Raw genomic sequence first — 25,019 nt, 5'->3', positions numbered from 1 at the left:
GCCCATGAGGCCGTTTGCGGACGTTGCCGCCGAGATGGAGGAAACCCTCGATCCCGGCGATTGGGACGAAATGCGGGCGCTCTCGCACCGCATCGTCGATGACTCCATCGATTATATGCGCGACATCCGCAGACGGCCCGTGTGGCGCGAAATGCCCGAAGAGGTGCGAACCTTCTTTCAGGCTCCGCTCCCGCGGAAACCTGCTCCCACGGCGGAGGTCTACCGGCAGGTGACGGAGAAGCTGATGCCCTATCCGATGGGCAACGTTCATCCGCGCTTCTGGTCCTGGTACATGGGATCGGGCAACTTCACCGGAGCGCTGGCGGATTTCCTGGCTGCGGTTCAGGGTTCGAATCTCGGGGGCGGCAGCCATGCCGCCGCCCTTATGGATGAGCAGGTGGTAAACTGGTGCAAGGAGATGGTCGGCTTCCCGGCTTCCGCCAGCGGCACTCTGCTCAGCGGCGGTTCGATGGCCAATCTCATCGGGCTGACGGTCGCGCGCAATTTCAAGGCGGGTGTGGATGTGCGGGAAGAGGGTGTCGCCGCCATTTCCAAGCCTCTGCGATATTACGGTTCGGACCAGATCCATAGCTGCCATCGCAGGGCGCTGGAGGTGCTGGGGCTGGGCAATCGCGCCCTGCGGCGGATCGCGACGGGTGAGGACCTGCGGATCGATCTTACCGCGCTGCGCCGGGCGATCGCTGAGGACCGTGCCGAGAGTTTTCGTCCAGTCTGCATCATCGCAAACGCGGGAACGGTGAACACCGGTGCTATTGACGATCTCGAGGCGCTTGCACGACTTGCTGCGGAGGAAGATCTTTGGCTTCACGTCGACGGCTGCATCGGCGCGCTCCTTGCCATCGCGCCGAGGAATGCCTATCGCGTCTGCGGCCTCGAACACGCCGATTCTGTTGCGCTCGATCCCCACAAATGGCTACATGCGCCATTCGACGTCGGTTGCATCCTGATCCGCAATGCCACCGCTCACCGGGAAAGCTTTGCGGTTACGCCTGAATATCTGGAGTCGACCCCGCGCGGGCTGGCATCCGGACGATGGCTCTATGAATACGGGCTGCAGACTACGCGTAGTTTCCGGGCGCTCAAGGTCTGGATGGCGCTCAAGGAGCATGGGGTGGAGGCGTTCGGGCGGCTGATCGACCAGAACATCGCGCAAGCCGCCTTTCTCACCCAGTTGATCGTGGAAGAGCCGTTTCTCGAACTCGTTGCACCGACCAGCATCAATATCGTGTGCTTCCGTTTCCGCCCCGGCGCTGTTTCAGCCGAGGCGCTGAAGGCGCTCAACACGGAAATCATGTTGCGTTTGCAGGAGCAGGGGACCGCAGCCCTTTCCGACACGACCGTGCATGGGGAACATTGTCTCAGGGTCGCCATCAACAATCATCGGACGCGTCGAGACGACCTCGAACTCCTCATCCGGGAGACCGTTCGCCTAGGACGGCAGATTTCCGGGATATGAACGCGGCGGCCAGCCGTCAGGGGTTATCCGCCTCTGCTCGGCATGCGGACCACTGTGCTATCAGAGGCGGTCAGGAGGGAAAGCATGTCTATGGCAGCGCTGCGCGTGAAAGGCTTGCTGATAAGCGGCGCCTCGCGGAAGGCCTCAGGCAGCGCCTCGCGCTCATATCCGGTGAGGAAGGCGAAAGGAATTCGATTGCGTGTCAGCTTCACGGCGATCGTTTCCACTGACCGCCCGTCAAGATTGGCGTCCAGCAGCGCCGCATCGATTTCCTCCGTCGCGATGAGCTTCTCGGCCGTTTCCACGGTGGCAGCGGGGCCGACCACTTTGCAACCCGCCTCCGTAAGCGTCGCCACGATATCCATGGCGATGAGCGCCTCGTCCTCCACTACCAGAACCCGCAGGTCTCTGAGGCCGGCAGACTCCGAACTCGCCCGCTCGGCGGCTGGCCTGGACGTCGTGACGGGGATCGCGTTTGCGAAACCGCTCTCGTCCGAGTGCGTGCGCTCGGGAACCGGAAGCATGATGTGGCAGACAAGGCCTTCCGCCCGATAGTCGATGGACACCTCTCCTCCATGGGAGGCAAGGCTTCTCTTGATGAGCGTCGTGCCGAAGCCTCGCTGTGTCGGCGCTTTGACGGGCGGGCCGCCGCTTTCACGCCAGCTCAGCAGAAGGCGGCTTCCCTCATTGCCGCTGCGCAGCGTCCAGTTCACGTCCAGCCGGCCTTCCGGAACCGAGAGCGATCCGTATTTTCGCGCATTGGTGCCCAATTCGTGCAGGATCAGCGCCAGATGCAGCGTGGGATGCGGGTCTAGGGTAAGCGCCGGGCCGGAAAACGAGATGCGGCTGTCTTCGGCGCCGTCGAAGAGAAGTTGATCGCGCGCGAGCCTCAGCACATCAGCACCCTGCCATGAGTTGCGCGTCAGCAGATCGTGCGTGTGCGCGAGCGCCTGGATTCGGCCGCTGAAGCTGGCGGCAGCCTCTTGCGGATTTCTGGCGTAGCGCACCGTCTGGTTCGCGATCGACTGGACGGTGGCAAGCGTGTTCTTGACCCGGTGGTTGAGCTCGCTGATGAGTAGGCGCTGAAGCCGCTCCGCGCGTTTGCGATCGGTAATGTCGCGCGCAATCTTCGAGGCGCCGATGATCCGGCCGCTACGGTCGTGGATGGGCGAGATCGTGAGCGAGATATCGATGCGCCGCCCGTCTTTCGTGAGGCGCTCCGTCTCGAAATGATTAATCCGCTCTCCGCGCCGCAAGCGTGACAGGATTTCCTCTTCCTGGTCCTGCAGTTCCGGCGGAATGATGGTGGTGACAGGCTGCCCGATGATCTCTTCGGGCAGATATCCGAAAATGCGCGTGGCGCCCGCATTCCAGGACTGGATGATGCCGTCGAGCGTCTTGCTGACGATGGCATCGGAGGACGATGAGACGATAGCCGCCAGATAGGCGGATTCCACTTCCGCCCGATGGCGTTCGCTGATGTCTACCATCATGTTGACCAGGCCGACGAGGCGGCCGTTCTCCTTGAAGAGGGGCATCGGATAGGCGATGGCGCGCACGCGGCTGCCGTCGGGGCGCTCGCCGATGAATTCCACGCTGTCGACAAACCTCTTTTCCCGCAGCGCAGTGGCTGCGGTGGATTGTTCGAGGGGCAGAGGAGCTCCTTCGACCGAAAAGAGACGGCCGAAAACGCACCATTTGTCGTGGCCGATCCGCGGCTCACGGCCCGCCATTTCGATGGCGGCGCGGTTGCAGAAGGTAAGCACGCCGTCCGCATCCGTCATGTAAACGGCAACGGGTACTTCCAGCAGAACTTCCTGAAGGCGGCGCTCGCGCTCCTGCGCCTGCTCCTCGGCATGCCTGGACGCCGTCACGTCAATGGTGAAGCATCGGGTACGCACGAACGCGCCGTCGCGGAAGCAGGCATTCGAGGTGACGAGCACGTGCCGAATGGAACCATCCTTCGCGATTAGCCGGGCAGGATGTTGGTCGACCTTCTGGCCGCGGGCAAGCTGGCCCAATATATGCTCAAGGGCAGCTTTGTCGGCATGGAACTCGGAGATGTGATGGCCGACATACTCGGCTTCCTCATAGCCCAGGAGATCGAGCTCGGCCCTGTTGGCCCGGAGGATGATGCCGTTTCTGTCCACTATGTGAAGGGCAACGGCCCCGTTCTCGAAAGAGTCGTCAACGTCGCTGCTTAGCTGAGTATTGTCGCCCGCCGCTGCGGCTTCATCGGCCTCCCGGAAGCAGTTCACCGCACCGACGAGTGCACCGTCTTCATCGAACAGCGGCTCGACATCGGCCACGATCTTAATGCGCCGCCCGTCCGGCCGCTCTATATTGAAAGGGCGGTTGCGAACCGGTCTGGCGGTGCGAAGCACCTGCGCCATGGGCGCCTCTTCACGTGCCACTGGTGTGCCATCGGGAAGGAAAAGACGGTATGCGCCATCGAAGCGCTCGTCCGTCTCCGGACTGCGGCCCCAAAGCTCTCGCGCGCGACGGTTTATCTGGCGAATGCGACCGTCACAGCCGCAGCAGCACACACCGATTGGCAAAGAATCCAGTAATTTCCCCGCACCGAACGTCTTTTCCAACGCCTCGATTTCGCGGCCCGGTCTGATATCGTTCATTATTCCCCCGAACGGGATCGTCGGTGCCCAACGCCCGGAGACATGATTTGTTCCGGGTTCCGGCACAATTCCACCATTATTTTCGTTGGGGAGATTGCGTTGACTGCTGCCGGCGGCGTCAATCGGTGAAGAATTCCGATCGCTCTTTCGCCAGTTTGGGAAGGGAGATCAAAATCTCCGAGAGATGATGGCGCATCGCAGTTTCGGCCTGTTCTGACGAGCCGCCTTCGACCCCATCCACGATCTTCTGATGTTGCGCGATGATGATCTCCAGCGGAGTGGCATCGGGCAGCGACAGATAGCGTACGCGGTCCATCTGAGCCTTTAGTCCTTCGAGCACCCGCCAGGCGTCTTCGCAATCAACACTTCGTGCCAGTGCCTGGTGAAACGCTTCGTCGAGCCGCAGAAAGGAGACAGTATCCCCCTCGCGCGCGGCGATGTGCTGCTCTTCGACAATCGATCTCAGGCCGCGCACCCGCTCCAGGGTCGTTTGGGATGCGGCCTTGCGAGCAATCGCCACCTCGATCGCCTCGCGCAGAAAGCGCGCATTCTGCACCTCACGCACCGAAATCAGCCGCACGAAAGTGCCCCGCTGCGGCCTGATTTCAACGAGCCCGATTTCAGCCAGCTTGATGAAGGCCTCCCGCACCGGCTGGCGGGAAACGCCGAGCTGGCGCCCTATATCAGCTTCGGACAAAGGGTTTCCGGGCCTTAGCTGCAGCTGGACGATGGCCTTGCGCAGCGCCTCGAACACCCGGTTGCCGATCGTTGCCTGACGCAGGCTGCGGCTCTCATCGGGAAGAAGCGTGAGTCCGGATTTCATTGTCATGTTGACAGTTATATACTACCATTCTAGTCTGCGAAAGATGCTAAACGGCTAACTAACCTCATTCCTTAGGGAGGAAATCATGAAGCTCGCTCTCAAGCTCTTGCTTGCCGCCTGCTCCTTTGTTGCTTTGCAGCCGGCGCAGGCTGCGGACTACACGCTCAGCATCAACACGGCACTCACCACGGACGATCCGCTCTACAAGGGGCTGGAGGCCTTCCGTGACGCGGTCGCGGAACGTTCCGAAGGCGCTATTGAAGTCAAGCTCTTCCCGAACTCGCAGCTCGGCCCGGACGAGGACGTGCTGGAGCAGGGACGTGCAGGCGCACCTGTTGCCGTCGTTGTCGATGGCGGGCGTCTTGCGGTGTATCAGGAGGAATTCGGCGTTCTGGGTGCGCCCTATCTCGCGTCCGGCTACGAGGGAATCCGTAAGGTCGTGACCTCGCCGCTTTTCGAGGAATGGGTCGGCAAGCTGCGCGATTCGGCCGGTCTGCAGATTCTGTCCTTCAACTGGTGGCAGGGCGAACGGCAGCTCTGGACCAATGAGCCGGTCACGGAACCGGCGGACCTTGAAGGCTCGCGCATGCGCACGCCGGGCGCGCCAGTCTGGATCGAAACGATCACCGCGATGGGCGCAACGCCGACGCCGATGCCCTATGCCGAGGTCTATTCGGCGCTTCAGCAGGGCGTGATCGATTCGGTCGAGGCCCAACTCCCCGCGGGATACGGTTCGAAGCTCTACGAGGTGACCAAGCATCTCACCAAGACCGGACACATCAACCTGATCACCGGTCTGGTGACGAGCGCGGCCTGGTTCGACAGCCTGCCCGCTGAACTGCAGACCATCCTGCGCGAGGAAGCCCTGAAGGCAGGCGATACCGCCTCCTACGGCACGCGCGACGCGCTGGCCGAAATCGAAGAGCAGCTCAAGGCCAACGGGATGGAAGTGGCCGAGATCGACGTGACGCCCTTCCGCGAGGCGACGGCCGGCGTCTATGACAAGCTAGGCTACGGCGATCTGCGCGAAGAGCTGCAGGCCATCGCCAGCGAATAAGTTCGCTTCTTCTCCAATGCGCGCGGACGCCTCAGTGTCCGCGCGATCCATTCACAGGGTGACTCATGCTCCGCCGTCTCGCCCAGCTTGAATTCCTTGTCGCTTCCCTGCTTCTGGCCGCCATCGTGGCCCTTGTCTTTCTGGCGGCGGTCGCGCGCACCTTCGGCCATCCGCTCATCTGGTCGGTCGATACGGCGCAGCTGCTCTTCATCTGGCTCTGCTTCCTGGGCGCCACGCGGGCGATGCGCGAAAAGGGCCATCTCGGGATCGACCTTCTGATCCGCTGGCTGCCCCTGAAACACCGGTTCAGGCTGGAACTGGTGCTTTCGATCATCGTGTTCGTCTTTCTCGGGCTCCTGGCCGTCGAAGGCTATCAGTTGACGACTCTCAACATGCGCCGCCAGTTTGGCGACAGCGGCATCTCCTATGCCTGGGTCACGTCCGCGGTCCCAGCCGGCTGCGTGATGCTCGCTATCGCGCTGCTCAACAATATTGTGCGGGCGTGGCCGGGCCGGCATGACGGCTCGAAACTCATTTACAGCCGCAGCGATGATGCCAAGATCTCCGGCGCGGAGCTTTGACGCATGGTTCTCGTCACGGCTGTTTTCTTCGTTCTGATGTTTCTTGGATTGCCGGTCGCGTTCGCCATCGGCATTTCGGGGTTCATGTTCTTCGCCACCAGCGACACCATGCCGATGTCGATCGCGGTGCAGAAGATCGCGACGATGAGCCAGAGCTTTCCCCTTCTCGCCGTTCCCTTCTTCGTCTTCGCCGGCCATTTGATGAACGAAAGCGGCATCACCGAGCGTCTGTTCCGCTTCTCCTATGTTGCGGTCGGCTGGATGGCGGGAGGGCTCGCACAGGTGGCCATCGTGCTGTCTACTGTCATGGGCGGCGTGTCCGGCTCGGCGGTGGCCGATGCGGCCATGGAGGCGCGCATCCTCGGTCCGACGATGATCCAGAAGGGTTACGGCAAGGGCTTTTCGGCTGCGGCGATTGCCGTCGGCTCACTGATCACAGCGACCATCCCGCCCTCGATCGGCCTCATCCTCTACGGCTATGTCGGCAATGTCTCGATCGGACGGCTCTTCATTGCCGGCATCATTCCGGGCCTCCTGATGATGGCCGGCCTGATGACCACCACCTACATCATTGCCAAGCGCCGCAACTATGTGGTCGCTGACACCGAGCGCCCGACCTTCCGCGCCCTGCTTTCAGCTATCTGGGGCGCGAAATGGGCGCTGCTTTTTCCGGTTGCGCTGGTGTTGACCATCCGCGGCGGCATCTTCACGCCATCCGAAGTTGGCGCCTTTGCCGTGGTCTATGCCATCCTCGTCGGCTTCCTCGCCCATCGCGAGATGACCTTCGAGAAGGTGAAGCGTGCCTTCGCTCACGCCATTTCCGACATCGGCTTGATCATGATCATCATCCTGATGTCGGGCATGGTCGGCTTCGCCATCATCTATCTGCAGGTGCCGCAGGGCATCTCGTCCTGGATGCTGGAGGGCATCACCAATCCGCATGTGACGGTGATCCTGATCCTGTTTTTCCTGCTGATTGCCGGCTGCTTCGTCGAAAGCACCGTGCTGGTGCTGCTGCTGACCCCGATTTTCGTGCCCATCGTCACGCAGATCGGCATCGACCCGGTCCATTTCGGCATATTGATGATGAGCATCGTCACCATGGGTGGCATGACGCCTCCAGTGGGCGTGGCCATGTACGCCGTGTGCTCGCTGATGAATGTGAAGATCGAGGAGTACACGATCGAGTCGCTCCCCTTTTTGGGAACGATAATCGCACTGATCCTCGTGCTTCTGTTTGTGCCCGGGCTCGTACTCTGGCTGCCTAACCTCGCATTCGGGTAAGTCACGAAACTGCACCCGCCCAGCCAGCGGGAGGCCGCCGGCTGGGCATGGTCATGCCTCGATCTCGATCGCGGTGAGGGGCCTTGAGCAGCAGGCAAGGATGAACCCTTCGGCGATCTCCTCATCCAGAATGCCGCCATTGTGGCTCATCGCCACCTCGCCGGAACTCTTCTTCACCTTGCAGGTGCCGCAGAGGCCGAACTCGCAGGCCGAGGGAATGCGTACGCCTGCGGCGCGTGCGGCCTGAAGCACGGTCTCACCGGGAGGGCATGAGGCCTCGACTCCGGATAGACTGAAGCGCAAGAGAAATGCTTCCGCTGCGGGCGCTGTCCTCTCCGTGGTGGAAAACGGGGCTGGAACTTCCTCCACCGCCGGAGCGCAAAAGCTCTCCTGATGGTAGTGCGCCATGTCGAAGCCAGCGGCTTCCAGAATGGCCCGGACCGTGCGCATGAACGGCGCCGGGCCGCAGCAGAAGATTTCACGCTCCAGAAAATCCGGAGCAAGGAGCTGAAGACGAGTCGCATTGATGCGGCCCAGAAGGCCGGACCAGGTCTCGCGGTTCGATCGCTGCTCGACCAGAAAGGCTAGCGACAGGGCCGGCATTCGGCTGCCGATAAGCTGCAGCTCTTTGCGGAAGATGATGTCCTCGGGACTGCGCGCGCAGTTGATGAAGGCCACGTCCGTTTCGGGCGCGCAGTCGTGCATCCAGCGCAGCATGGACATCATCGGCGTGACGCCGGAACCGGCGGAGATGAACAGATACTTCTCCGCCGGATGGTTGTGATGGGAGAATTCGCCGGAGGGGCCATCGGCCTTTACGCGGTCGCCCGGCTTTAGATAATCGAACATCCAGCGCGAGCCGATGCTTTCCGCCTGCGCCTTCACCGTCACCGAGATCGAAAACGGCCGCGATGGCGAGGAGGAGAGCGTGTAGGTCCGCAGCAAGGGCCCGCCTGCCTTGGGCAGTTCCAGCGTGATGAACTGACCGGGCTTGTAACGGAACCAGGCCTGCGCATCGGAGCGGAAGGTGAAGGTCTTCACCTGCGGCGCCTCATCGGTCACGCTTATCACTTCCAATACCTGAAGGCGATCATCCCACGGCGTCATCTCGTCGAGATGGCGGTAAAGCCCGGGCGGGTGCACGGCGTTCATGCCTTCTCTCCGGCTCCTCAGGCGACGCGGCGTAGCTTCGTGTCGGCGCCCTCGGCGAGCCTTGGCCCGATGAAGCTGGCGTACCATTCGACGAACTGGATCACGCCGCCTTCATGCACGGGAGAATAGGGGCCGGGCTCATAGGCCGGAGACTTCACCCCCAGGGCGTTCTCCTCGACGATGCGGCGGTCCTCGTCGTTGGTCTCGGTCCAGACGTGGATCAGCTCCTTGAGGTCGTAGTCGACGCCTTCCACCGCATCCTTGTGCACCAGCCACTTGGTGGTCACCGCCGTCTCGGTCGCGCTCAGCGGCAGCACGCGGAAGGTCACAGCGTGGTCGCCCAGAATGTGGTTCCATGTTGTCGGGTAGTGGTAGAGCATCAGCGTGCCGATGCGCTCGGATACGCGATCCGAAAGCCTGCGCTTCACCGCCGGCCTGCCCGTCATGGTGTAGCTCACCGCATCGCGCAGAAGCGGCGCGCGTGTGACGCGATACTGCCCTGCCTCGTCGATGCGGAAACGCGAGGGCAGCCCCGCCGCCTCGCAGCGCGACCAATGCTCCATGATCTCGGGGTCTTTTTCAGCGCCGCTTACGCCTGTCACCGTGGGCGCTTCCGGAAAGGTCTTGCAGAGCTCGGGGTGGTTCGCGGAGCAGTGATAGCACTCGCGGTTGTTCTCCCAGACGAGCTTCCAGTTGCCCTTTTCGATGATGGTCGCCTCATGGGCCACCTTGGTTTCCGCCAGGTTGTGCGGCGCGAAATAGGGCTCCATCGTCTCGCGGAAGGGCGTGAAGTCGGCAGGCTCTTCGGCAAGGCAGATGAAGATGTAGCCGGCAACGCTCTCGCAGGCCACCGGCTTCATGCTGAAGTCCTCTTTGCAGAACGCCTCACCCATCTCGCGCGCGAAAAGGAGCGAACCGTCGAGGTCATAGGTCCATTGGTGATAGGGGCAGACCAGCCTCGCCGCCGTGCCCTTCCGTCCGGTGCAGACGCGGCTGCCCCGGTGACGGCAGCTGTTGTGCAGCGCCCGGATGATGCCGTCCCGTCCGCGCACCACCACCACCGGATAATCGCCCACTTGCACCGTAAAATAGCTGCCGGGCTTGGCGATCTCGCATTCATGGCCAACGAAAAGCCATTCGCGATACCATACGAGTTCAAGGTCGAGCCGGTAAAAGTCGGGGGCGTTGTAGAATGGCCGGGGCAGGCTGAATCCCTGGCGCCTGTTCTGGATCAGCCTCAGCATTTCGTTACGTGCGTCCATGTCCGTCCTCGCAGCGCAAAGGACTGAACTGGTGGTGATGGAGGAAGGAAAGCCAGGGCATGCCGCCCGTGGCACACCGCCTCCTGATCGCCCACCGCGATCAGTCGGTTCCAGATCGTTCAAGGCTGGTTTCCGGGCTTCGAAGCTGTCCTGGCGGACCGTTTCCAGCACCTTCCCGGGCAATGCGCCCAGTGGCTCAAGCCGGAACTTGAACTTCGTTACCGTTGCGGGGGCAGCGCCGGCTTCTCACCGGCTTCCCAATTATCTCTCCGGCATTTTCGCCGGAGAGCACCCTGAACACCTAAAGATGAGCATGGGCGGATGTCCGGGGCGAACATGAAAACGACATGGAAAATGCCTCAGGCGACAATCGCCCGAATGCGTTCGGGACACGGCAATCATCGGCGGCACTGCCCATAGGGCTTGCCGCCGATAGCACGTGCATTCAGCTTCGCGGAAGGCGATGCCCGTGCAATAGAAGAGCAGGGAAGCTAGGGCTGAGGCGTTTACCTGGCCGCCTTGCCGTCGACGCTCCAGCTGCCGGGACCGGCAAAGACCAGATAGAGAAACACGAAGCAGAACAATATGGCCGCGTCGCCGCCGTTCAGCACGGGGTAGAAGCTTTGCGGGGCGTGAACCATCCAGTAGGCAACCGCCATCATGCCGCTCAGAATGAAAGCGACGATGCGGGTCTTGAAGCCCACGATCAGCATGATCCCGCCCACGAATTCCAGAACGCCTGCCAACCCCATGAGGGAAACATAATCGACAGTCTGACCGGTGCCCGGGAAGCCAAAAAGCTTCTGGGTCCCGTGTTCAAGAAACAGAAGCGCGGAGACGATGCGCAGAACAGCAAGGGCCTGAGGTCTGTATTCGTTGATTTGCATGATTCCCACCGTTGTTGACGGCCGGCAATCTATCGAAAGCCTCTCGGCAGGCAAGTGAACGCTGCCCGGCGCTCATCGGCGGGCCGGTGAAGGTTAGGTGCTAGCGTATGGCCCATGCCTCGACGGCCGGCATGTCTTCGGGAATGCGGTACCCATTAAGCGCCACGGCTTCGAAGAAGCCTCCAAGCCGCCGGGCGTCAAAACGGTAAGGTGTCGCGAGGGCACGGTTCTGGCAACACGGTATGTGTGTTCCCTGCCGCGCGGCACGAAGACCGTTTCACCGGATCCTTTCGGCGCGATATCGCCATCGAGCCAGAATCCGTACCGTCCGGAGTGCAGCACGAAGTTCTCGTCCTCCCTGTGGTGGATGTGCTGGGGCGGGCCTGAGCCGGGTGGCGAAAAAACCCCCGATAATCGATGGTCCCGCCGCTTTCCTTGGGGCGGAGAATGGTCCTGTAGACGACACCAAGCCATTAGACGGAACCTGCTTCCTGCGTGAGCCGCGGGATCGGGCAGATACATGAGAATTAGGCGACCGATGATCGCATCGAAGGTTTCCTGAGGCTCGAAGCTGTCGAGCTCGGCGGCGGCAAAGCGCGCCCGGTAGCATCAGCCGGCCTGCACGGCCCGCCTTTCCGCCATGGCTAGAGCGGCGGGCGAGCGGTCAACACCGACCACAAAGCCGGTGGGACCCACCAGCTCACCGGCAATCAGCGAGGCGTCGCCCACACCGCCGCCCAGGTCGAGCACCCGCATGCCTTTTGCGATGCCTGCCGACCACAGCAGATCCTCAGCCAGGTCGCGGAGAAACCCCCTGCCTTTCAAGGCGCTGAAACTCGGCGCCGGAATAGCCAGCGGGTAGACTTAACCCCGCTCCGGACCGCTTTCCTGGCGGTCGTATTCGAGAAGGCTTCGTTGCATTGTTTTTCCCTTCGCACTCGTGAACAAAAGGTCAGGCCATGGCCTGACCCTGGCAGTCTCGTGCGGGGCTGTTACGGGGCGATTTCAGGAAGGGCGATTCCGGTTACGGCTGAAACAGGGACGATCGCTTATCCGGAGCCAGGGGTCCATCAAATGGGTCGGGGGCATGTCTGGATGTATAACTATGACACACCCGACCCCAAAGGGTATGCTGCGTTCCCTTTTTCGGAGCGTGGTGTGCATCCCATGAAGCCAGAGGCCGCCTGGGGGGATTTGCAGAGACAGTTCTGGAACCGATGGAACAGCACCTATCGGGAGCGTGAGGTTTCGAATGTCAGCCTGCGTCAGGCGGAGGTCGTGACCGGCTGGCTGGAGCGCTTGAACAGGCGTGATCTCACGATCCTCGAGGTCGGCTGCGGTTCGGCATGGTTCTGCCCGCAACTGACAAGATACGGCGCGGTTACTGGTACGGACCTGTCCGATGAGGTGCTGGAGAGAGGGCACGGGAGCGCGTTCCGGCCGCACGCTTCGTTTCTGGAGACTTTATGGAGCTCGCATTTGAGGACGGCAGCTATGACGTCGTCGTGGCCCTTGAAGTGCTGTCCCACGTTGCGGACCAGCGGACCTTCGTTAAAAAGATCGCCGGCCACCTGAAATCGGGTGGCTATCTGATGCTTGCGACCCAGAATCGATACGTTCTCGAACGCTTCAACAGAATTCCGCCGCCCGACCCCGGCCAGTTGCGGCATTGGGTGGACAGACGGGAACTGTTGCGGTTGTTGCAACAGGGTTTCGAGGTTTTGGAGCTGTTTTCGGTCTCCCCCAAGGCAAACAGGGCTTGATGGGGATTCTGAATTCTCGGACGCTCAATGGACCGGTCCGCTTCCTGGTCGGCGATCGAGTGTAACATCTGAAGGAGCGCCTTGGGCTCGGCTGGACGCTGATGGCGCTGGCAAGAAAGCCGCAAGATTAGCCGGAAAGGTTCCAGTTAGCGGGAAGTGAAAACCGGGCACGGGTTTCCCCGCGCCCGGCGCGGTCATTCGTTCGCATGGCGAGACGGTTGAGCCGTCACTGCTGCGGCGCCTGCGGCACCATCACGATATGCGGCGTTGTGGGCTGCTCGCCGGGCGGTACGAAATCGGGAACGGGGCTGGAATCCTCCGGCAGCGAGCGGACATAGCGGTACATGGCGCGAAGATCGTCTTCGGTAAAGGCGCGGAGATTGAACCACGGCATGGGCGGTCGCGATTCGAGCTTCCGCGCATATGCGATCCACTCGTCTTCGCTCATATCGGCGAGCAGGCTGCGCAGATTGGCCGGATAGGTGGTGCCCCAGGGGCCGCTGAAGCCAACACTGTCGCCGACGAGCCAGCGATCCTCCGGCACGTTCCCGCCCTGCGCGAGATAGCCGGGCGTATGACAGTCATTGCAGCCGCCGATCGTTACGAGATAACGGCCGCGTTCGAAATCCTCCTGCGCCGCCTCATCGGTTTCCGGCTCCTGCGCCGCCAGGACAGACACGCCAATGGCGGCAAGAGATGTCGCTGCCAGTAAAACGCGTTTCATGCTTTCCTCCTCCTCCGTTCTCGTTCGGCCCTGACGTCCGAACGGTGGTCCGTCCGCGCTACCCCTTGATTTCAGAAAGGCTGTGATTGGCTACAGTTGAAACCGGAGCGCCCAATCCTAGTTGCCGCGACAGGCATTCGGCAAGCGGCCGCGACAAAAGAGATTTCTTCAGTACCTCGCGGATGCCGGCGGTCTGCAAGCAGCGCGCGCGATCCGCGCTGGTCTATCGGCAATGCCGAGCTTGGGTCGGAGACACGTCGGCATGGCCGATAGCCGGTGAGAACCTGGCGGCATCGAAAGTGCTGCTCATCGGATATTCTCACCCGTCGCATGGTCCCGAAGGGGGAGCCTTCGCGTCCTGGATGGCCTGCCAGATCCGGTACGGCGTGGCCGGCATGTCGAGATGGCTGACACCGCTCAGGCGCAGTGCGTCGATCACCGCGTTCATTGCCGTCGGAATGCTTCCGACGGTGCCGGCCTCCCCAACGCCTTTGACGCCAAGATGGTTGGTGGGAGACGGGATGCCCCGGTTTGCGAGGCTGACCCGGCCAAGAAGATCGGCGCGCGGCATGGCGTAGTCCATGAAGGTGCCCGTCAGCAACTGACCGTCGTCTCCGTATACGCATGTCTCGCCGAACGCCTGCCCCAACCCCTGCATCAGGCCGCCGAGAATCTGGCCGTCCACGAGGGTCTGGTTGAGGACCGTGCCGCAGTCGTTGACCGCGACGTAATGAACGAGTTCGACAGCTCCCGTTTCGGGATCGATCTCGACCTCGGCGACATGCGCGCCGGACGGAAACGCACGGGGTACCGGCAGCTCGGCGCGCGTGTCGAGCGCCCCCGGATGTGTACGGGCAAGCTCGGCTAGCGGGAGAAACTGGTTTTGCCCCCGTACGTGGTAGGCGCCCTCGACATAGTCGATCCGTTCGGCATTGACGCCAAAATGCTCCGCGGCCAATGCCCGTCCCTTCTCCACGAGCAGGTTTGCGGCGCGATCGACGACCGGCCCAAGCGCCATCGTCGTTCGCGAGGCGAAAGCGGCGCCTCCTTTGAGTACCGTGCCGCCGCGGCCGCCCCGATGGACGATTCGCTCGGCCGGGATCTGCATTGGACCTGCCACGATCTCGGGATAGACCGTCTCATGTCCCTGTCCCGAGGATGCCGCCGCGCCGTGTATCGTTGCAATGCCATCGGCGTCGAGGGTGATCAACGCTTCCTCGACCGGAACGCCTCCGCCGGCGGGCTCGATAACCACTGCGCAGCCGATGCCCCGCAGCCGCCCGCGCTGCGCCGCCTCGGCGCGCCGCTGTTCGAAACCGTCCCAGTCCGCAAGCCTCTTGGCTTCGGAAAGCAGACCCTCGAAGTCGCCGCTATCGTAGCTGGCTGGAATTGGACCCGTCGTGATGGGGTAGGGGAATTGGTCGCGGCCGATGAAATTCCTTCGCCGCAGTTCTATGCGGTCCATGCCGAGCCGGCACGCCGCCTTATCGACGAGGCGCTCGATCACATAGGCCATGTCAGGACGTCCGGCCCCGCGATAGGCGGTCACCGGGACCCTGTTGGTGAGGACAAGCCGCTTGCGGCCTGAAACCGCTTCGATCCGATACGCGCCGCAAGCCATCAGCGATGCGTTCTGGACGACCGTGATGGGCCCGGACGCCGACGGATAGGCGCCCAGGTCGCAGAGCCAGTCATGCCGAAGTGCAAGGAAGCGGCCGCCGCTGTCGAGACCCAGTTCCGCCCGCATTAGATTGCCGCGGCCGTGAAAATCGCTGACGAAGGTTTCTGATCTCGACGCAGTCCATTTGACCGGGCGGCCCAGCCGCCGGGCCGCTTCCGCAAGGGCGACGTGTTCAGGCGCTGCTGCGCCGCGAACTCCGAAGGCCCCGCCGATATCCTCGGCGTGAACCATGATCTTGCGCTCGGGTATGCCAAGCGCTTCGGCGAGTTCCGCGGCGATGATGCCGGGACCCTGGTGCGAGCACCACAGGTGGAGTTCATCGCCAACCCAGTTCACCAGGGCGGCCTTCGGCTCCATGGGATTACCGATCACCCGCTCGCTGGTGAGTTCGATGGAAACGACATGCGCTGCAGTTGCAAACAGGGCGTCCGTCGCGGCCTCGTCGCCATAGCGATAGTCGAAGCACAGATTTCCCGGCACTGCCTCGTGCAGTTGCGGCGCGTCGGCGCGGAGCGCGTCGGTCACGCCGTTCACCACAGGCAGCGGGTCATAGGAAATTTCGATCAGGTCGGCGGCCGTCCGCGCAGCAGCTTCGGTCGTCCCCACGACAAGCGCGACGGGCTCCCCGACATAGCGGACCTTTTCTCGGGCGAGAGGCGGCACGTCCGGCGCGCGCATCGGGCCCTGAGCGTCCTGGTACGGCATCCGCGCAGGCGGCCGCTTCAAATGGGCAAGGTCGGCCGCAGTCAGGATCGCAAGCACGCCTTCGGCCTCTGCGGCGGCCTCAACGTCGATCGATGTCAGCCTCGCATGAGCGACATCCGATCGGATAAAGACACCGAACACCTGATCTGGGAGCGTCCAGTCGTCCGTGTAGCGTCCCCGCCCGGTGATCAGCCTGTCATCTTCACGACGTCCAGGAAATTTCTGCGACCTCACGGCAAGCGTGTCCTCCTGGTCAAACGGTTCGGCCTCTTCGCACGTTGGCCATCGGTTCGAAAGGCTGCGGATTGTCCAGCGCCCACCCGCGCGATATCACACTTGCGCGTGAAGAACACGCCTTCATGCTCCACTGCATAGTTCAAAATACGCTCGACGGTGGTGGTCGTTCGGCCTTCCGCCATGTGACAGTGCAGCATCAGATAGATCCACTGGTCGCTGAGGCCCGGCTGGTCCTGACTTGACCTTTATTCATATCTGGACTTCTGATATAAAATGCCAATCCTTATGCATGGAACCTCATGTCAAACCAGATTGTCGTGATCGATCCGCTGGAGCGGATCGATCTTCTGAAAAGCCTCGCAAGCGAAGTGCGCTTGCGCATACTCAAGCTACTCAGCAAGAGCGGCCCGCGGAACGTCAACCAGGTAGCGGAGGAACTCGGACTTCCGCAATCCACAGTTTCGGCCAACATACAGGTGCTGGTCGATGCCGGGCTTGTACAAACGAAATCCCAGAAGGCGCGCAAAGGCAGCCAGAAGGTCTGCCACACCACCTTTACGGAGCTGCTGATCGCATTCAAGGAGCCGGAAGCCGCGCACGACAACGATGCGATTGAAGTGGCCATGCCGCTCGGGCTGTACACGCGTTGCGAGGTTTCGGCGCCGTGCGGGCTCTGCGCAACGGATGGCGTCATCGGTCTGCTCGACGTGCCCGACACCTTTCTCGATCCGGACAGGATGCGCGCCGGCTTGCTCTGGTTCACGCGCGGTTTCGTCGAGTACCAGTTCCCGAACAACGCGAACGTGGCCAAGTTCGAGGTGGCCGCACTGGAGCTTATGCTTGAATTGTCCTCCGAAGTGCCGGGCACGTCAAAGAACTGGCCATCCGACATCACTATCGCCGTCAACGGATGCGAAATCGACACCTGGACCGCACCGGCGGACTATGGCGACAAAAAGGGAAAGTTCACGCCGGATTGGTGGAAGCTCAAGGGATCCCAGTACGGCGACCTCAAGCAATGGCGCGTCACTGCCGAAGGCACGTTTCGCGATGGCCGCAAGGTTTCGAACTGCGCATTGGCAGATCTGCGGCTGGAGGCGCACCGTTCCATCCGTGTCAGAATCGGGGTGAAGGACGACGCCAGGCACCCGGGAGGCGTCAACATTTTCGGCAATGGTTTCGGCAATCACAGCCGCGACATCATCTTGCGGCTCACCAAGGCCAAATGCTGATTCTCGTCTCAGCCAAGTCTTTGCACCTTGACAGGGGTCCTTTAGCCGCGCCAAATCAATCCGGGAATCCGATATAGACCGGACTGGCGGATGTTGATGCCGCCCGTGGAGGAAACATGAAAGCTCGGGTCACCGCCAGCGCGGCCTACACAATCGCCGATATAGACAAGCGTCTCTACGGGTCCTTTCTCGAGCACCTGGGTCGCGCCATCTACACCGGCATCTACGAACCCGGCCATCAGCATGCCGATGAACAGGGCATGCGCAGGGATGTGATCGAGCTGGTGCGGGCCCTTGACACGCCGATCTGCCGCTACCCCGGCGGCAATTTCGTCTCCGCCTACAATTGGGAGGATGGCGTCGGGCCGAAGGAAAACCGACCGAAGCGGCTTGATTTAGCCTGGCGGACCACGGAATCGAACCAGGTCGGCATTCACGAATTCGCGGACTGGGCGGAGAAGGCCGGCACGGAGATGATGCTGGCCATTAATCTCGGCTCACGGGGCCTCGACGCTGCCCGTGCATTCGTCGAATACGTCAACCATCCGGGTGGAACTTATTGGTCCGATTTGCGCAGGAAGAACGGACGCAAGGACCCTTGGAACTGCCGGGTGTGGTGTCTGGGCAACGAGATGGATGGTCCCTGGCAGATCGGCCAGAAGTCGGCGACGGAATACGGCCATCTTGCCAACGAGACGGCAAAGGCTCTGCGCGGGCTAGACCCGACCCTGGAACTCGTCGTGTGCGGCTCCTCGCACTCGGACATGCCCACCTATCCGCAATGGGAAGCGACGGTGCTGGAGGCAACTTATGACCAAGTCGATTACATCTCGCTGCACATGTACTTCGAGAACTACGAGAAGAATACGCAGGAGTACCTCGCCCTGCCGGTGAAGCTGGACCGCTACATCGGCACCGTTGCAAGTGTTATCGATTTTGTGAAAGCCAAGCGCAGGTCGAAGCGTGAGGTTAAAATCGCCTTCGACGAATGGAACGTCTGGTACCACAATCGCAAGGAGGACGCGGAGCGGGTGCGCACTTGGGACTGGCCGGAGGCGCCGCGGCTGCTGGAGGACATCTACAATTTCGAGGACGTCTTGCAGGTCGGCTGCATCCTGAACACCTTCATCCGCCGCTCCGACGTCGTACGGATCGCCTGCATCGCACAGCTCGTGAACGTCATCGCACCGATCATGACGGAACCGGGCGGGCCGGCGTGGCGGCAGACGATCTACTGGCCCTTCATGCTGGCGTCGAAACACGGACGCGGGACCGCGCTGCAGCTTGCGGTAGATGTGTCGACCTATGATGCTGCGGCCGCCGACAAGATCCCATGGCTCGATATCGCAGGCACGCTCGATGCGGACCGAGGTACGCTGACGTTCTTTGCAATCAATCGTCATTCTTCCGAGGCGATTGAGGCCGACGTTTCCCTGGAGGGCTTCAGGGCAAAAGAGGTTGAGCACACAATCATCCGTCATGACGACCTGGAAGCGAGAAATACGATGCAGGCGCCCGACACCGTGACACCGAAGAAAGCAGATGGTGCCCGGCTTGGCGGCCGTGGCATCGAACTGGTGCTTCCGCCGCACTCTTACTCCATGGTACGTGTAACGCTCTGAAATGAATATCCGCTACGCTGATATATACCGCCAATTCAGTTGCGCTGATGTGCTTTTGTTGTAGCATGAACTTCGCGATAGCGGAGCAAAGCTGCTGCAATTCGGGAGGAAACGGACATGAACTGTCGAAGGTTGATGACAATCGCTTTGGTCGCCACGAGCGGCCTGTGGGCTGGTGCAGCACATTCGGAAGAAACCGTCGTCTGGTGGGATTTCCTGTCTGGCGGCGACGGCGTACGGATGAAGCAGCTCATTTCGGACTTCAACGAGGCGCATGCGGGTGAGATAAAAATCGACGCAACCACGCTCGAGTGGGGAACGCCCTTCTATGCCAAAGTGCAGACGTCGGCCGCGGTCGGCGAGGCGCCCGATGTTATGACCTACCATGCCAGCCGCATCCCGCTGGCACTCACGCAGGGAGTGCTTGACGAGATTACGCCGGATGACTGGGAGAAGATGGGACTGTCCCAGGCCGACTTCGCCGCTTCGACATGGGATGCGGTGACCAGCGATGGCAAGCAGTATGCGGTGCCGCTCGATACGCATCCGATCGTGCTCTACTACAACCGCGACCTGCTCAAGAAGGCCGGTGTGCTCGGCGATAACGGTGAGCCGAAAGGCATGGACAGCAAGGAAGCCTTTACGGCCACGCTGCAGGCCCTAAAGGACGCCGGCGTGCAGTATCCCCTCGGTAGCGTGACGGCAGACGGCAACTTCATGTTCCGCACCGTCTACTCACTGATGTGCCAGCAGGGCGGCGAGTTGATGACCGGCGACGAGTTCCTTGTCGGAGACAATGCCGACAAGCTGCGCAACGCGCTCGCAGTGCTCAGTGATTGGACAAAGGCTGGCCTTCAGTCGACCTATACGGACTATCCGGCAACCGTCGCGCTGTTCACCTCCGGCGAAGCTGCGATGATGATCAACGGGGTCTGGGAGGTCCCCACGATGACCGACCTAGCCCAGCAGGGCAAGCTCTTCGACTGGGGTGCGGTGGAGCTGCCTGTGATTTTTGACAAGCCTTGCACCTATGCCGACAGCCACACCTTTGCGATCCCGAAAAACCAGGGCAAGGAGATGTCACCGGAGAAGCGGGACGCAGTGCTCGAGACCATCTCCTGGATCGTGAAGCACTCGCTGTTCTGGGCGACCGCGGGGCACATTCCCGCCTACGCGCCAGTGACGGAATCTGCCGAATACAAGGCGATGGAGCCCAACGCCACCTATTCAAGCCTGACGGCGAACATGATCTTCGACCCCAAGACGCCGCTTGCGGGTATCGCTGGGCCGATCTTCGACGTGATGTCGAACTATTTCGTGCCGACACTGAATGGAGAAATGGAGCCGGCAGATGCCGTCGAATCCATTCAGGAGGAACTGAACGCTCTCTAGCCTTCTCAAGGCCGATGGAGCCGCTCTCGGGCGGCTCCACTTCTCTTGAGGAGAGGTGATGCTACAGGACCGGCGCAAGAACTTACTGGTCGCTTTGGCGCTGATCGCCCCGTTCGCGGCGATTTATGCTCTAGCCTTTGCCTATCCGACCATCCAGATGTTCCGCATATCCTTCACCAGCGCTCCGCTGATAGGGGCTGGTGACTGGGTTGGTATCGAGAACTACACTAGGCTCGGCAAGGATCCATTGTTCAGCCGTGCCGTCTGGAACACGCTCTATTTCGTCGCGCTCACGGTCGTCCCGGGAACCCTGATCGCCCTGATGATCGCGCTCGGTGTGTCGCGTTTGGCCGGGCGGCTGCAGGCGCTGGTGCTTGCGCTGTTCTTCCTGCCGTATATCCTGCCCGTCTCGGTCGTCTACCTGATCTGGGACTGGACGCTGAACTTCCAGTTCGGCATCGCCATGCACGTGTTGGACTGGCTGGGCATACCGCGCATTCCGGTCACCAAGTCACGCACCTGGTTCATGCCAGCGGTGGCATGGGTGACGATCTGGTGGACGGCAGGGTTTTCCATCCTGCTTTTCCTTGCTGGCATGCGGGCCATTCCAGCCGAAATCTATGAAGCGGCCGCGCTCGACAACGCTTCGCGCTGGACGACGTTCTCGCGCATCACCTGGCCCCTCCTCAGGCCGGTCACCGCGCTCGTTCTGACCATCCAGCTGATCCTACAGCTCAAGATTTTCGACCAGGTCTACCTGTTTTCAATCGGCGGTAGGCCGAACGAAAACATGGTGCTGGTCTATTACATCTTCAACAAGGCGTTCCAGCAGAACCAAGGAGGCCGTGCGGCGGCCGTCGCCGTGACACTCTTCGTAATCATCGTCGTCGTGTCGGTCCTTCAGTTCCAACTCCTGCGCCTGGCCGGGAGGCGACGGCAATGAGGGAATCGAGCGTCCAGCGCTGGAACCTCTGGAGCGGCCTCATAACAGCCGTCACCATCATCTGTGCGGTGATATGGGCGTTTCCGCTCTACTGGGCGGTTGTCTCGTCCATCAAGCCTGAGGATGAGGTCGTTCGGCCCTACATCGAACTGTGGCCAGAAACACTTACGTTCCAGCACTACATCCATGCATTGACCGCGACGCAGATCGGCACTTGGTACCTCAACTCGATCGTCGTGGCGGTCGGCGTGACGGTCGTCTGCGTGTTCACCTCGATGTTGTGCGGCTATGCTCTGTCACAGCTACGCTTCCCGGGTCGGACCACGTTGTGGTGGATTATCCTGGCCTCGTTCATGGTGCCGACGCAAGCGCTCATCATCAATCACTTCGAGCTCATTGCCAATCTCGGCTTGGTCAACACCTGGATCGGCACCATGCTGCCCCAGTTCATCCATCCCGTCATTATCATCGTCTACAAGCAGTTCTTCGATCAGGTTCCGCGCGACTTCCGCGAAGCCGCGCTTATGGATAACGCCTCGGAGTTCGCGATCCTGTTCAAGGTCTACCTGCCGATGAACTGGGGGGTTACGACAGCATTGTCGATTGTCTGTTTCATCTGGACCTGGAACGCCTTCTTGTGGCCGTTCCTGTCGGTCACACGTACCGAGATGATGACGGTAACGGTCGGCATCACGCAGGTGAACGATGCCTTCGGCGTCTACTACGCCCGCGAGCTCGCCGCCGCGGTGCTCGCCGGCCTGCCTGTGGCACTCGCTTATCTTCTGTTCCAGCGGCGGGTGACAGAGGCGATCACCCTGTCGGCTGGCATCAAGGGATAAACTCAAACGCCGGGCGGGCGCACGCAGCTAATGTGCATGCCACGCCGACCCGTCCTTAGCGAATAGGTGCAGCGCCGAGCTGTCGAAGCGCAGCCTGACTTCGCTGCCAGGCTCGACAGTGGAGAGGCCAACATCCTGCGCGATCACCTGGGTCCCATCGGCCAGCCGCACATGTACAAGCGTGCGTTCGCCGAGCCGTTCCACTACCGAAGCACGTCCGCTCGTGTCGCCGCCTTCGGCAACGACAGTCAGCGCTTCCGGCCTCACGCCAAGCTCGCTCCAATCGCCCACAGGCGCTCCGCGCAGCGCCACAAGCGAGCCGTCCGGCAGGCGCGCATGCATGGCATCGTTTGCTCCGGATACTGAAACAGGCAGGATGTTCATCGCCGGCGAGCCGACGAACGTGGCGACAAACCGCGACGTCGGCCTGGAATAGACCTCCATCGGCGTTCCGACCTGCTCGATGCCGCAGTCGTTGAGGATGACGATGCGGTCGGCGAGTGTCATCGCCTCGACCTGGTCATGCGTTACGTAGATCATCGTTGACCGGAGGCGCTGGTGCAATTCCGCCAGCTCCACGCGGGTGCGGGAACGAAGCGCCGCATCCAGGTTTGACAGCGGCTCGTCGAACAGAAAGGCCTTGGGTTGCTTGACGATGGCGCGCCCGATCGCCACTCGCTGGCGCTGGCCGCCGGAAAGCTGTGATGGGCGGCGATCCAGCAGCGATTCGATTTCCAGTATGCGCGCGGCCTCGGCAATCCGGGCGCGAATCTCGTCGGACGGGACGCCGACGTTGCGCAGGCCGAAAGCCATGTTCTCGGCCACGGTCATGTGCGGATAGAGTGCATAGTTCTGGAAGACCATCGCCACGCCACGCTTTCCCGGGGGCAGGGTTTCGCAGCGAACGCCGCCGATGGTGAGCATTCCTTTGTCGATACTCTCCAACCCTGCGATCATCCGCAGAAGAGTCGTTTTGCCCGAGCCCGACGGGCCGAGGAATACAACCAGTTCGCCCGATTCGATGTCTAGGCTCACATCCCGGATCACCTCAACGCTTCCGTAGCTCTTCGAGACCCGAGAGAGCGATATCTCCGCCATCCATATCCTCCATGTTGCTTCATTCATTTCGGATATGTATCCGATGTCAAGGTCTGGTCGATTGCGCCGAGCATGCGAGGCTTCCGGCTCTCAAGCTTGACAATGAATTGAAAACGCTATCTCGACCATCCCTGTCGCACGGCCGCCTTTAAGTGGGTTCCGTTACCGACGGGGAGCGCGTCAGCCGGTCCTCGGGGCAAAATACCGGGCGTCGTCACACCATCCCGCGCGCTGTTCCGAAAGTCCCAGCGCATGAATCCCTGCCCGTATTATCCCTGAACGCCCTACACGCCTCCGCCCGAAAGCTTTCGTCACTCGTCAGAACGGCTTGGTCGATCGGTGGACGCGGAATTCGCCGGAAGTTCTGATGCGGGGTCCGACGGCGCGTTGACAATCGTCAGGAGATGATCAGGGAGGGGACGCGGCAGGGCCTTCGCCTCGTCTCACGGCGCGTCCAGCTAGATGTCGATCTCTTCCGGTGTCGTGAGCAAGACAGGCATTACCCGATGGATCGGCGAGACGATGCCGTGCGGCTCGGTCGTAAGGAAGGCGTACAGTTCGTGCTCTGCCGGATCCTCGCGTGCCATCCTCTTGCCGTGCCAGCACGTACGCATGCCGGCAAAGAAGAAGAGCGGCTTTTCGTCACTTAGAGCAAACCAGGCGTCCGGAGTTCTCTGTCCTTAAACCTCCGCGGCCGGGTTTGGCTCGGCAAAGCTCGTGACCGGAATCAGGCACCTGCTTTCCGACCCAAGCCACCGCCGCCAATGCGGCGAGGCCGTGTTGCGGATGTTTGTGACGCCGTAGTCATAGGCCTTGCCGTTCAATGCCTTGGGCGGGGAGGGCATGCCCCAGCGAGCGCGCACAAGTTTATGCTCGATCGGCGACACGGACGATCGCAGCGTATCGATTCGGATATGCCATGATGGAAGGCTCATTGAAGCCAGCCTCATCTCGCAGATCGCGGGGCCGAAGCGAGAACCGGCAGATGGCATCGTCCTAATGGAAGATGCAAACTACGCCGGTGCCCTGCTCGGTCTAGCCGGTGCCCTCGCTCGATCAGGTTTTCGCCGTGTGCTACTTCGCCCGGTGCTCCTTCGGGAACATTATGTAGGCGAACACTTCGGGTTCGGCATCGTCGATGATCTGCTCCCCGCTTTGTCCCCGCCTATAGGATCGCGAGCGAGCACCGTCACGCCCTCCGCCTCAAAAGCAGGTGCACGCGGCGGTAGCCGAAGGGCCGGCGAATGCCGATGATCTGCTCGTCCGCAAAACGCGGTCGCTTCAGTCTCAAGTTCGCAGATATGTTCGCAGATGGCGGAGAGGATGGGATTCGAACCCATGAGACCCTTTTGGGGCCTACTCCCTTAGCAGGGGAGCGCCTTCGACCACTCGGCCACCTCTCCAACGCCGGCTCGGGATTAAACGGGAAAGTCTCGGAGCACAAGGCTCTTCATGCCTTTGTCATCAATTTGTGCCTACTCCTCATCATCTGAAGGAGACTGGACGGCATTAAGGCCGGACCAGCAACGTAAATATGAACCGCGCCGGGTTTGCCGGAGGCTCCAACTCCTGAGTAGGATGGAGCATCATGAGCAAGACGACGAACAAGTTTTCCCCTGAAGTGCGC

Annotated in this window: 22 protein-coding genes, 1 tRNA gene and 1 riboswitch; of the genes, 10 read left to right on the top strand and 13 right to left on the bottom strand. The window is 61.4% G+C overall.

Going from position 1 to position 25,019, the window contains the following annotated elements:
* Positions 1–4: 4 nt before the first annotated feature.
* Entirely contained in the window at positions 5–1,477 is a 1,473-nt protein-coding gene (locus NYR54_RS15030; protein WP_261516521.1) for a pyridoxal phosphate-dependent decarboxylase family protein, read from the top strand.
* Positions 1,478–1,500: 23 nt separating this feature from the next.
* Here the strand turns inward: NYR54_RS15030 and NYR54_RS15025 are convergent, their stop codons facing one another.
* Together NYR54_RS15025 and NYR54_RS15020 are read right to left on the bottom strand one after the other, a co-directional pair.
* A complete protein-coding gene (locus NYR54_RS15025) occupies positions 1,501–4,110 on the bottom strand; it encodes a PAS domain S-box protein (RefSeq protein ID WP_261516520.1) in 2,610 nt (869 codons plus the stop codon).
* A 118-nt stretch (positions 4,111–4,228) separates the two neighbouring features.
* Entirely contained in the window at positions 4,229–4,939 is a 711-nt protein-coding gene (locus NYR54_RS15020) for a GntR family transcriptional regulator (protein ID WP_261516519.1), read from the bottom strand.
* A 79-nt stretch (positions 4,940–5,018) separates the two neighbouring features.
* Here NYR54_RS15020 and NYR54_RS15015 point away from each other — a divergent pair, with 79 nt between their 5' ends.
* From NYR54_RS15015 to NYR54_RS15005, 3 genes are all read left to right on the top strand, one after another.
* Positions 5,019–5,990 carry a C4-dicarboxylate TRAP transporter substrate-binding protein gene (locus NYR54_RS15015; RefSeq protein ID WP_261516518.1) on the top strand — a complete coding sequence of 324 codons (972 nt, stop codon included), beginning with the start codon at positions 5,019–5,021 and terminating at the stop codon, positions 5,988–5,990.
* A gap of 65 nt (positions 5,991–6,055) precedes the next feature.
* Positions 6,056–6,571 carry a TRAP transporter small permease gene (locus NYR54_RS15010; protein WP_261516517.1) on the top strand — a complete coding sequence of 172 codons (516 nt, stop codon included), beginning with the start codon at positions 6,056–6,058 and terminating at the stop codon, positions 6,569–6,571.
* A gap of 3 nt (positions 6,572–6,574) precedes the next feature.
* Positions 6,575–7,855, top strand: a complete 1,281-nt coding sequence (locus NYR54_RS15005; RefSeq protein ID WP_261516516.1) for a TRAP transporter large permease — start codon at positions 6,575–6,577, stop codon at positions 7,853–7,855.
* A gap of 51 nt (positions 7,856–7,906) precedes the next feature.
* Here the strand turns inward: NYR54_RS15005 and NYR54_RS15000 are convergent, their stop codons facing one another.
* The 5 genes from NYR54_RS15000 to NYR54_RS14980 all read right to left on the bottom strand — a co-directional run bounded on the left by NYR54_RS15000 (position 7,907) and on the right by NYR54_RS14980 (position 11,981).
* Positions 7,907–9,007: an FAD-binding oxidoreductase gene (locus NYR54_RS15000; RefSeq protein WP_261516515.1), complete on the bottom strand. Its 1,101-nt coding sequence runs from the start codon at positions 9,005–9,007 to the stop codon at positions 7,907–7,909.
* 17 nt (positions 9,008–9,024) lie between these two features.
* Positions 9,025–10,269 carry an aromatic ring-hydroxylating oxygenase subunit alpha gene (locus NYR54_RS14995; protein WP_261516514.1) on the bottom strand — a complete coding sequence of 415 codons (1,245 nt, stop codon included), beginning with the start codon at positions 10,267–10,269 and terminating at the stop codon, positions 9,025–9,027.
* Between the two features lie 106 nt (positions 10,270–10,375).
* Positions 10,376–10,580: riboswitch (cobalamin riboswitch) on the bottom strand.
* 195 nt (positions 10,581–10,775) lie between these two features.
* Positions 10,776–11,156, bottom strand: coding sequence for a DoxX family protein (locus tag NYR54_RS14990; protein WP_261516513.1), 381 nt, complete (start codon positions 11,154–11,156; stop codon positions 10,776–10,778).
* Positions 11,157–11,249: 93 nt separating this feature from the next.
* Positions 11,250–11,630, bottom strand: a complete 381-nt coding sequence (locus NYR54_RS14985; RefSeq protein WP_261516512.1) for a cupin domain-containing protein — start codon at positions 11,628–11,630, stop codon at positions 11,250–11,252.
* A 135-nt stretch (positions 11,631–11,765) separates the two neighbouring features.
* Positions 11,766–11,981 (bottom strand): class I SAM-dependent methyltransferase, encoded by a 216-nt coding sequence (locus NYR54_RS14980; protein ID WP_261516511.1) that lies wholly within the window; start codon positions 11,979–11,981, stop codon positions 11,766–11,768.
* Positions 11,982–12,622: 641 nt separating this feature from the next.
* On the opposite strand from NYR54_RS14980, the gene NYR54_RS14975 reads away from it, so the two are divergent.
* Positions 12,623–12,919, top strand: a complete 297-nt coding sequence (locus NYR54_RS14975; protein ID WP_261516510.1) for a class I SAM-dependent methyltransferase — start codon at positions 12,623–12,625, stop codon at positions 12,917–12,919.
* 226 nt (positions 12,920–13,145) lie between these two features.
* Here the strand turns inward: NYR54_RS14975 and NYR54_RS14970 are convergent, their stop codons facing one another.
* Together NYR54_RS14970 and NYR54_RS14965 are read right to left on the bottom strand one after the other, a co-directional pair.
* Positions 13,146–13,643 carry a c-type cytochrome gene (locus tag NYR54_RS14970; RefSeq protein ID WP_261516509.1) on the bottom strand — a complete coding sequence of 166 codons (498 nt, stop codon included), beginning with the start codon at positions 13,641–13,643 and terminating at the stop codon, positions 13,146–13,148.
* 319 nt (positions 13,644–13,962) lie between these two features.
* Complete coding sequence (locus NYR54_RS14965; RefSeq protein WP_261516507.1) at positions 13,963–16,263, bottom strand: xanthine dehydrogenase family protein molybdopterin-binding subunit; 2,301 nt, start codon at positions 16,261–16,263, stop codon at positions 13,963–13,965.
* A 302-nt stretch (positions 16,264–16,565) separates the two neighbouring features.
* Between NYR54_RS14965 and NYR54_RS14960 the strand changes: the two genes are divergently transcribed.
* The 5 genes from NYR54_RS14960 to NYR54_RS14940 all read left to right on the top strand — a co-directional run bounded on the left by NYR54_RS14960 (position 16,566) and on the right by NYR54_RS14940 (position 22,294).
* The gene (locus tag NYR54_RS14960; protein ID WP_261516506.1) at positions 16,566–17,498 is read left to right on the top strand and encodes an ArsR/SmtB family transcription factor; all 933 of its coding nucleotides are present in this window, start codon (positions 16,566–16,568) and stop codon (positions 17,496–17,498) included.
* 116 nt (positions 17,499–17,614) lie between these two features.
* Complete coding sequence (gene arfA, locus NYR54_RS14955) at positions 17,615–19,120, top strand: arabinosylfuranosidase ArfA (protein ID WP_261516505.1); 1,506 nt, start codon at positions 17,615–17,617, stop codon at positions 19,118–19,120.
* 135 nt (positions 19,121–19,255) lie between these two features.
* On the top strand, positions 19,256–20,512 hold the full coding sequence (locus tag NYR54_RS14950; protein WP_261516504.1) for an extracellular solute-binding protein: 1,257 nt from the start codon (positions 19,256–19,258) through the stop codon (positions 20,510–20,512).
* Positions 20,513–20,570: 58 nt separating this feature from the next.
* Entirely contained in the window at positions 20,571–21,455 is an 885-nt protein-coding gene (locus NYR54_RS14945; protein ID WP_261516503.1) for a carbohydrate ABC transporter permease, read from the top strand.
* Positions 21,452–22,294 (top strand): carbohydrate ABC transporter permease, encoded by an 843-nt coding sequence (locus NYR54_RS14940; RefSeq protein WP_261516502.1) that lies wholly within the window; start codon positions 21,452–21,454, stop codon positions 22,292–22,294. The genes NYR54_RS14945 and NYR54_RS14940 overlap by 4 nt, the downstream gene beginning before the upstream one ends.
* A gap of 27 nt (positions 22,295–22,321) precedes the next feature.
* Here the strand turns inward: NYR54_RS14940 and NYR54_RS14935 are convergent, their stop codons facing one another.
* From NYR54_RS14935 to NYR54_RS14920, 4 genes are all read right to left on the bottom strand, one after another.
* Positions 22,322–23,392 (bottom strand): ABC transporter ATP-binding protein, encoded by a 1,071-nt coding sequence (locus NYR54_RS14935; protein ID WP_261516501.1) that lies wholly within the window; start codon positions 23,390–23,392, stop codon positions 22,322–22,324.
* A 458-nt stretch (positions 23,393–23,850) separates the two neighbouring features.
* A complete protein-coding gene (locus NYR54_RS14930) occupies positions 23,851–24,006 on the bottom strand; it encodes a hypothetical protein (protein WP_261516500.1) in 156 nt (51 codons plus the stop codon).
* Positions 24,007–24,072: 66 nt separating this feature from the next.
* Positions 24,073–24,327: an SOS response-associated peptidase family protein gene (locus NYR54_RS14925; RefSeq protein WP_261516499.1), complete on the bottom strand. Its 255-nt coding sequence runs from the start codon at positions 24,325–24,327 to the stop codon at positions 24,073–24,075.
* A gap of 377 nt (positions 24,328–24,704) precedes the next feature.
* A tRNA-Ser gene (locus tag NYR54_RS14920) sits at positions 24,705–24,795 on the bottom strand.
* Positions 24,796–25,019: the final 224 nt, after the last annotated feature.

The organism is Chelativorans petroleitrophicus (assembly GCF_025398195.1).
Taxonomy (GTDB): Bacteria; Pseudomonadota; Alphaproteobacteria; order Rhizobiales; family Rhizobiaceae; genus Chelativorans; species Chelativorans petroleitrophicus.
The sequence above is the reverse complement of the archived record's forward strand: the minus strand, read 5'-3'. Positions and strand labels throughout refer to the sequence as shown.

Excerpts from the sequence above, each read along its gene's own strand:
- NYR54_RS15030 (WP_261516521.1), top strand. The coding sequence starts at position 5 with ATGAGGCCGTTTGCGGACGTTGCCGCCGAGATGGAGGAAACCCTCGAT.
- NYR54_RS15025 (WP_261516520.1), bottom strand. The coding sequence starts at position 4,110 with ATGAACGATATCAGACCGGGCCGCGAAATCGAGGCGTTGGAAAAGACG.
- NYR54_RS15020 (WP_261516519.1), bottom strand. The coding sequence starts at position 4,939 with ATGACAATGAAATCCGGACTCACGCTTCTTCCCGATGAGAGCCGCAGC.
- NYR54_RS15015 (WP_261516518.1), top strand. The coding sequence starts at position 5,019 with ATGAAGCTCGCTCTCAAGCTCTTGCTTGCCGCCTGCTCCTTTGTTGCT.
- NYR54_RS15010 (WP_261516517.1), top strand. The coding sequence starts at position 6,056 with ATGCTCCGCCGTCTCGCCCAGCTTGAATTCCTTGTCGCTTCCCTGCTT.
- NYR54_RS15005 (WP_261516516.1), top strand. The coding sequence starts at position 6,575 with ATGGTTCTCGTCACGGCTGTTTTCTTCGTTCTGATGTTTCTTGGATTG.
- NYR54_RS15000 (WP_261516515.1), bottom strand. The coding sequence starts at position 9,007 with ATGAACGCCGTGCACCCGCCCGGGCTTTACCGCCATCTCGACGAGATG.
- NYR54_RS14995 (WP_261516514.1), bottom strand. The coding sequence starts at position 10,269 with ATGGACGCACGTAACGAAATGCTGAGGCTGATCCAGAACAGGCGCCAG.
- NYR54_RS14990 (WP_261516513.1), bottom strand. The coding sequence starts at position 11,156 with ATGCAAATCAACGAATACAGACCTCAGGCCCTTGCTGTTCTGCGCATC.
- NYR54_RS14985 (WP_261516512.1), bottom strand. The coding sequence starts at position 11,630 with ATGGCTTGGTGTCGTCTACAGGACCATTCTCCGCCCCAAGGAAAGCGG.
- NYR54_RS14975 (WP_261516510.1), top strand. The coding sequence starts at position 12,623 with ATGGAGCTCGCATTTGAGGACGGCAGCTATGACGTCGTCGTGGCCCTT.
- NYR54_RS14970 (WP_261516509.1), bottom strand. The coding sequence starts at position 13,643 with ATGAAACGCGTTTTACTGGCAGCGACATCTCTTGCCGCCATTGGCGTG.
- NYR54_RS14960 (WP_261516506.1), top strand. The coding sequence starts at position 16,566 with ATGTCAAACCAGATTGTCGTGATCGATCCGCTGGAGCGGATCGATCTT.
- arfA (WP_261516505.1), top strand. The coding sequence starts at position 17,615 with ATGAAAGCTCGGGTCACCGCCAGCGCGGCCTACACAATCGCCGATATA.
- NYR54_RS14950 (WP_261516504.1), top strand. The coding sequence starts at position 19,256 with ATGACAATCGCTTTGGTCGCCACGAGCGGCCTGTGGGCTGGTGCAGCA.
- NYR54_RS14945 (WP_261516503.1), top strand. The coding sequence starts at position 20,571 with ATGCTACAGGACCGGCGCAAGAACTTACTGGTCGCTTTGGCGCTGATC.
- NYR54_RS14940 (WP_261516502.1), top strand. The coding sequence starts at position 21,452 with ATGAGGGAATCGAGCGTCCAGCGCTGGAACCTCTGGAGCGGCCTCATA.
- NYR54_RS14935 (WP_261516501.1), bottom strand. The coding sequence starts at position 23,392 with ATGGCGGAGATATCGCTCTCTCGGGTCTCGAAGAGCTACGGAAGCGTT.
- NYR54_RS14930 (WP_261516500.1), bottom strand. The coding sequence starts at position 24,006 with ATGCGTACGTGCTGGCACGGCAAGAGGATGGCACGCGAGGATCCGGCA.
- NYR54_RS14925 (WP_261516499.1), bottom strand. The coding sequence starts at position 24,327 with ATGAGCCTTCCATCATGGCATATCCGAATCGATACGCTGCGATCGTCC.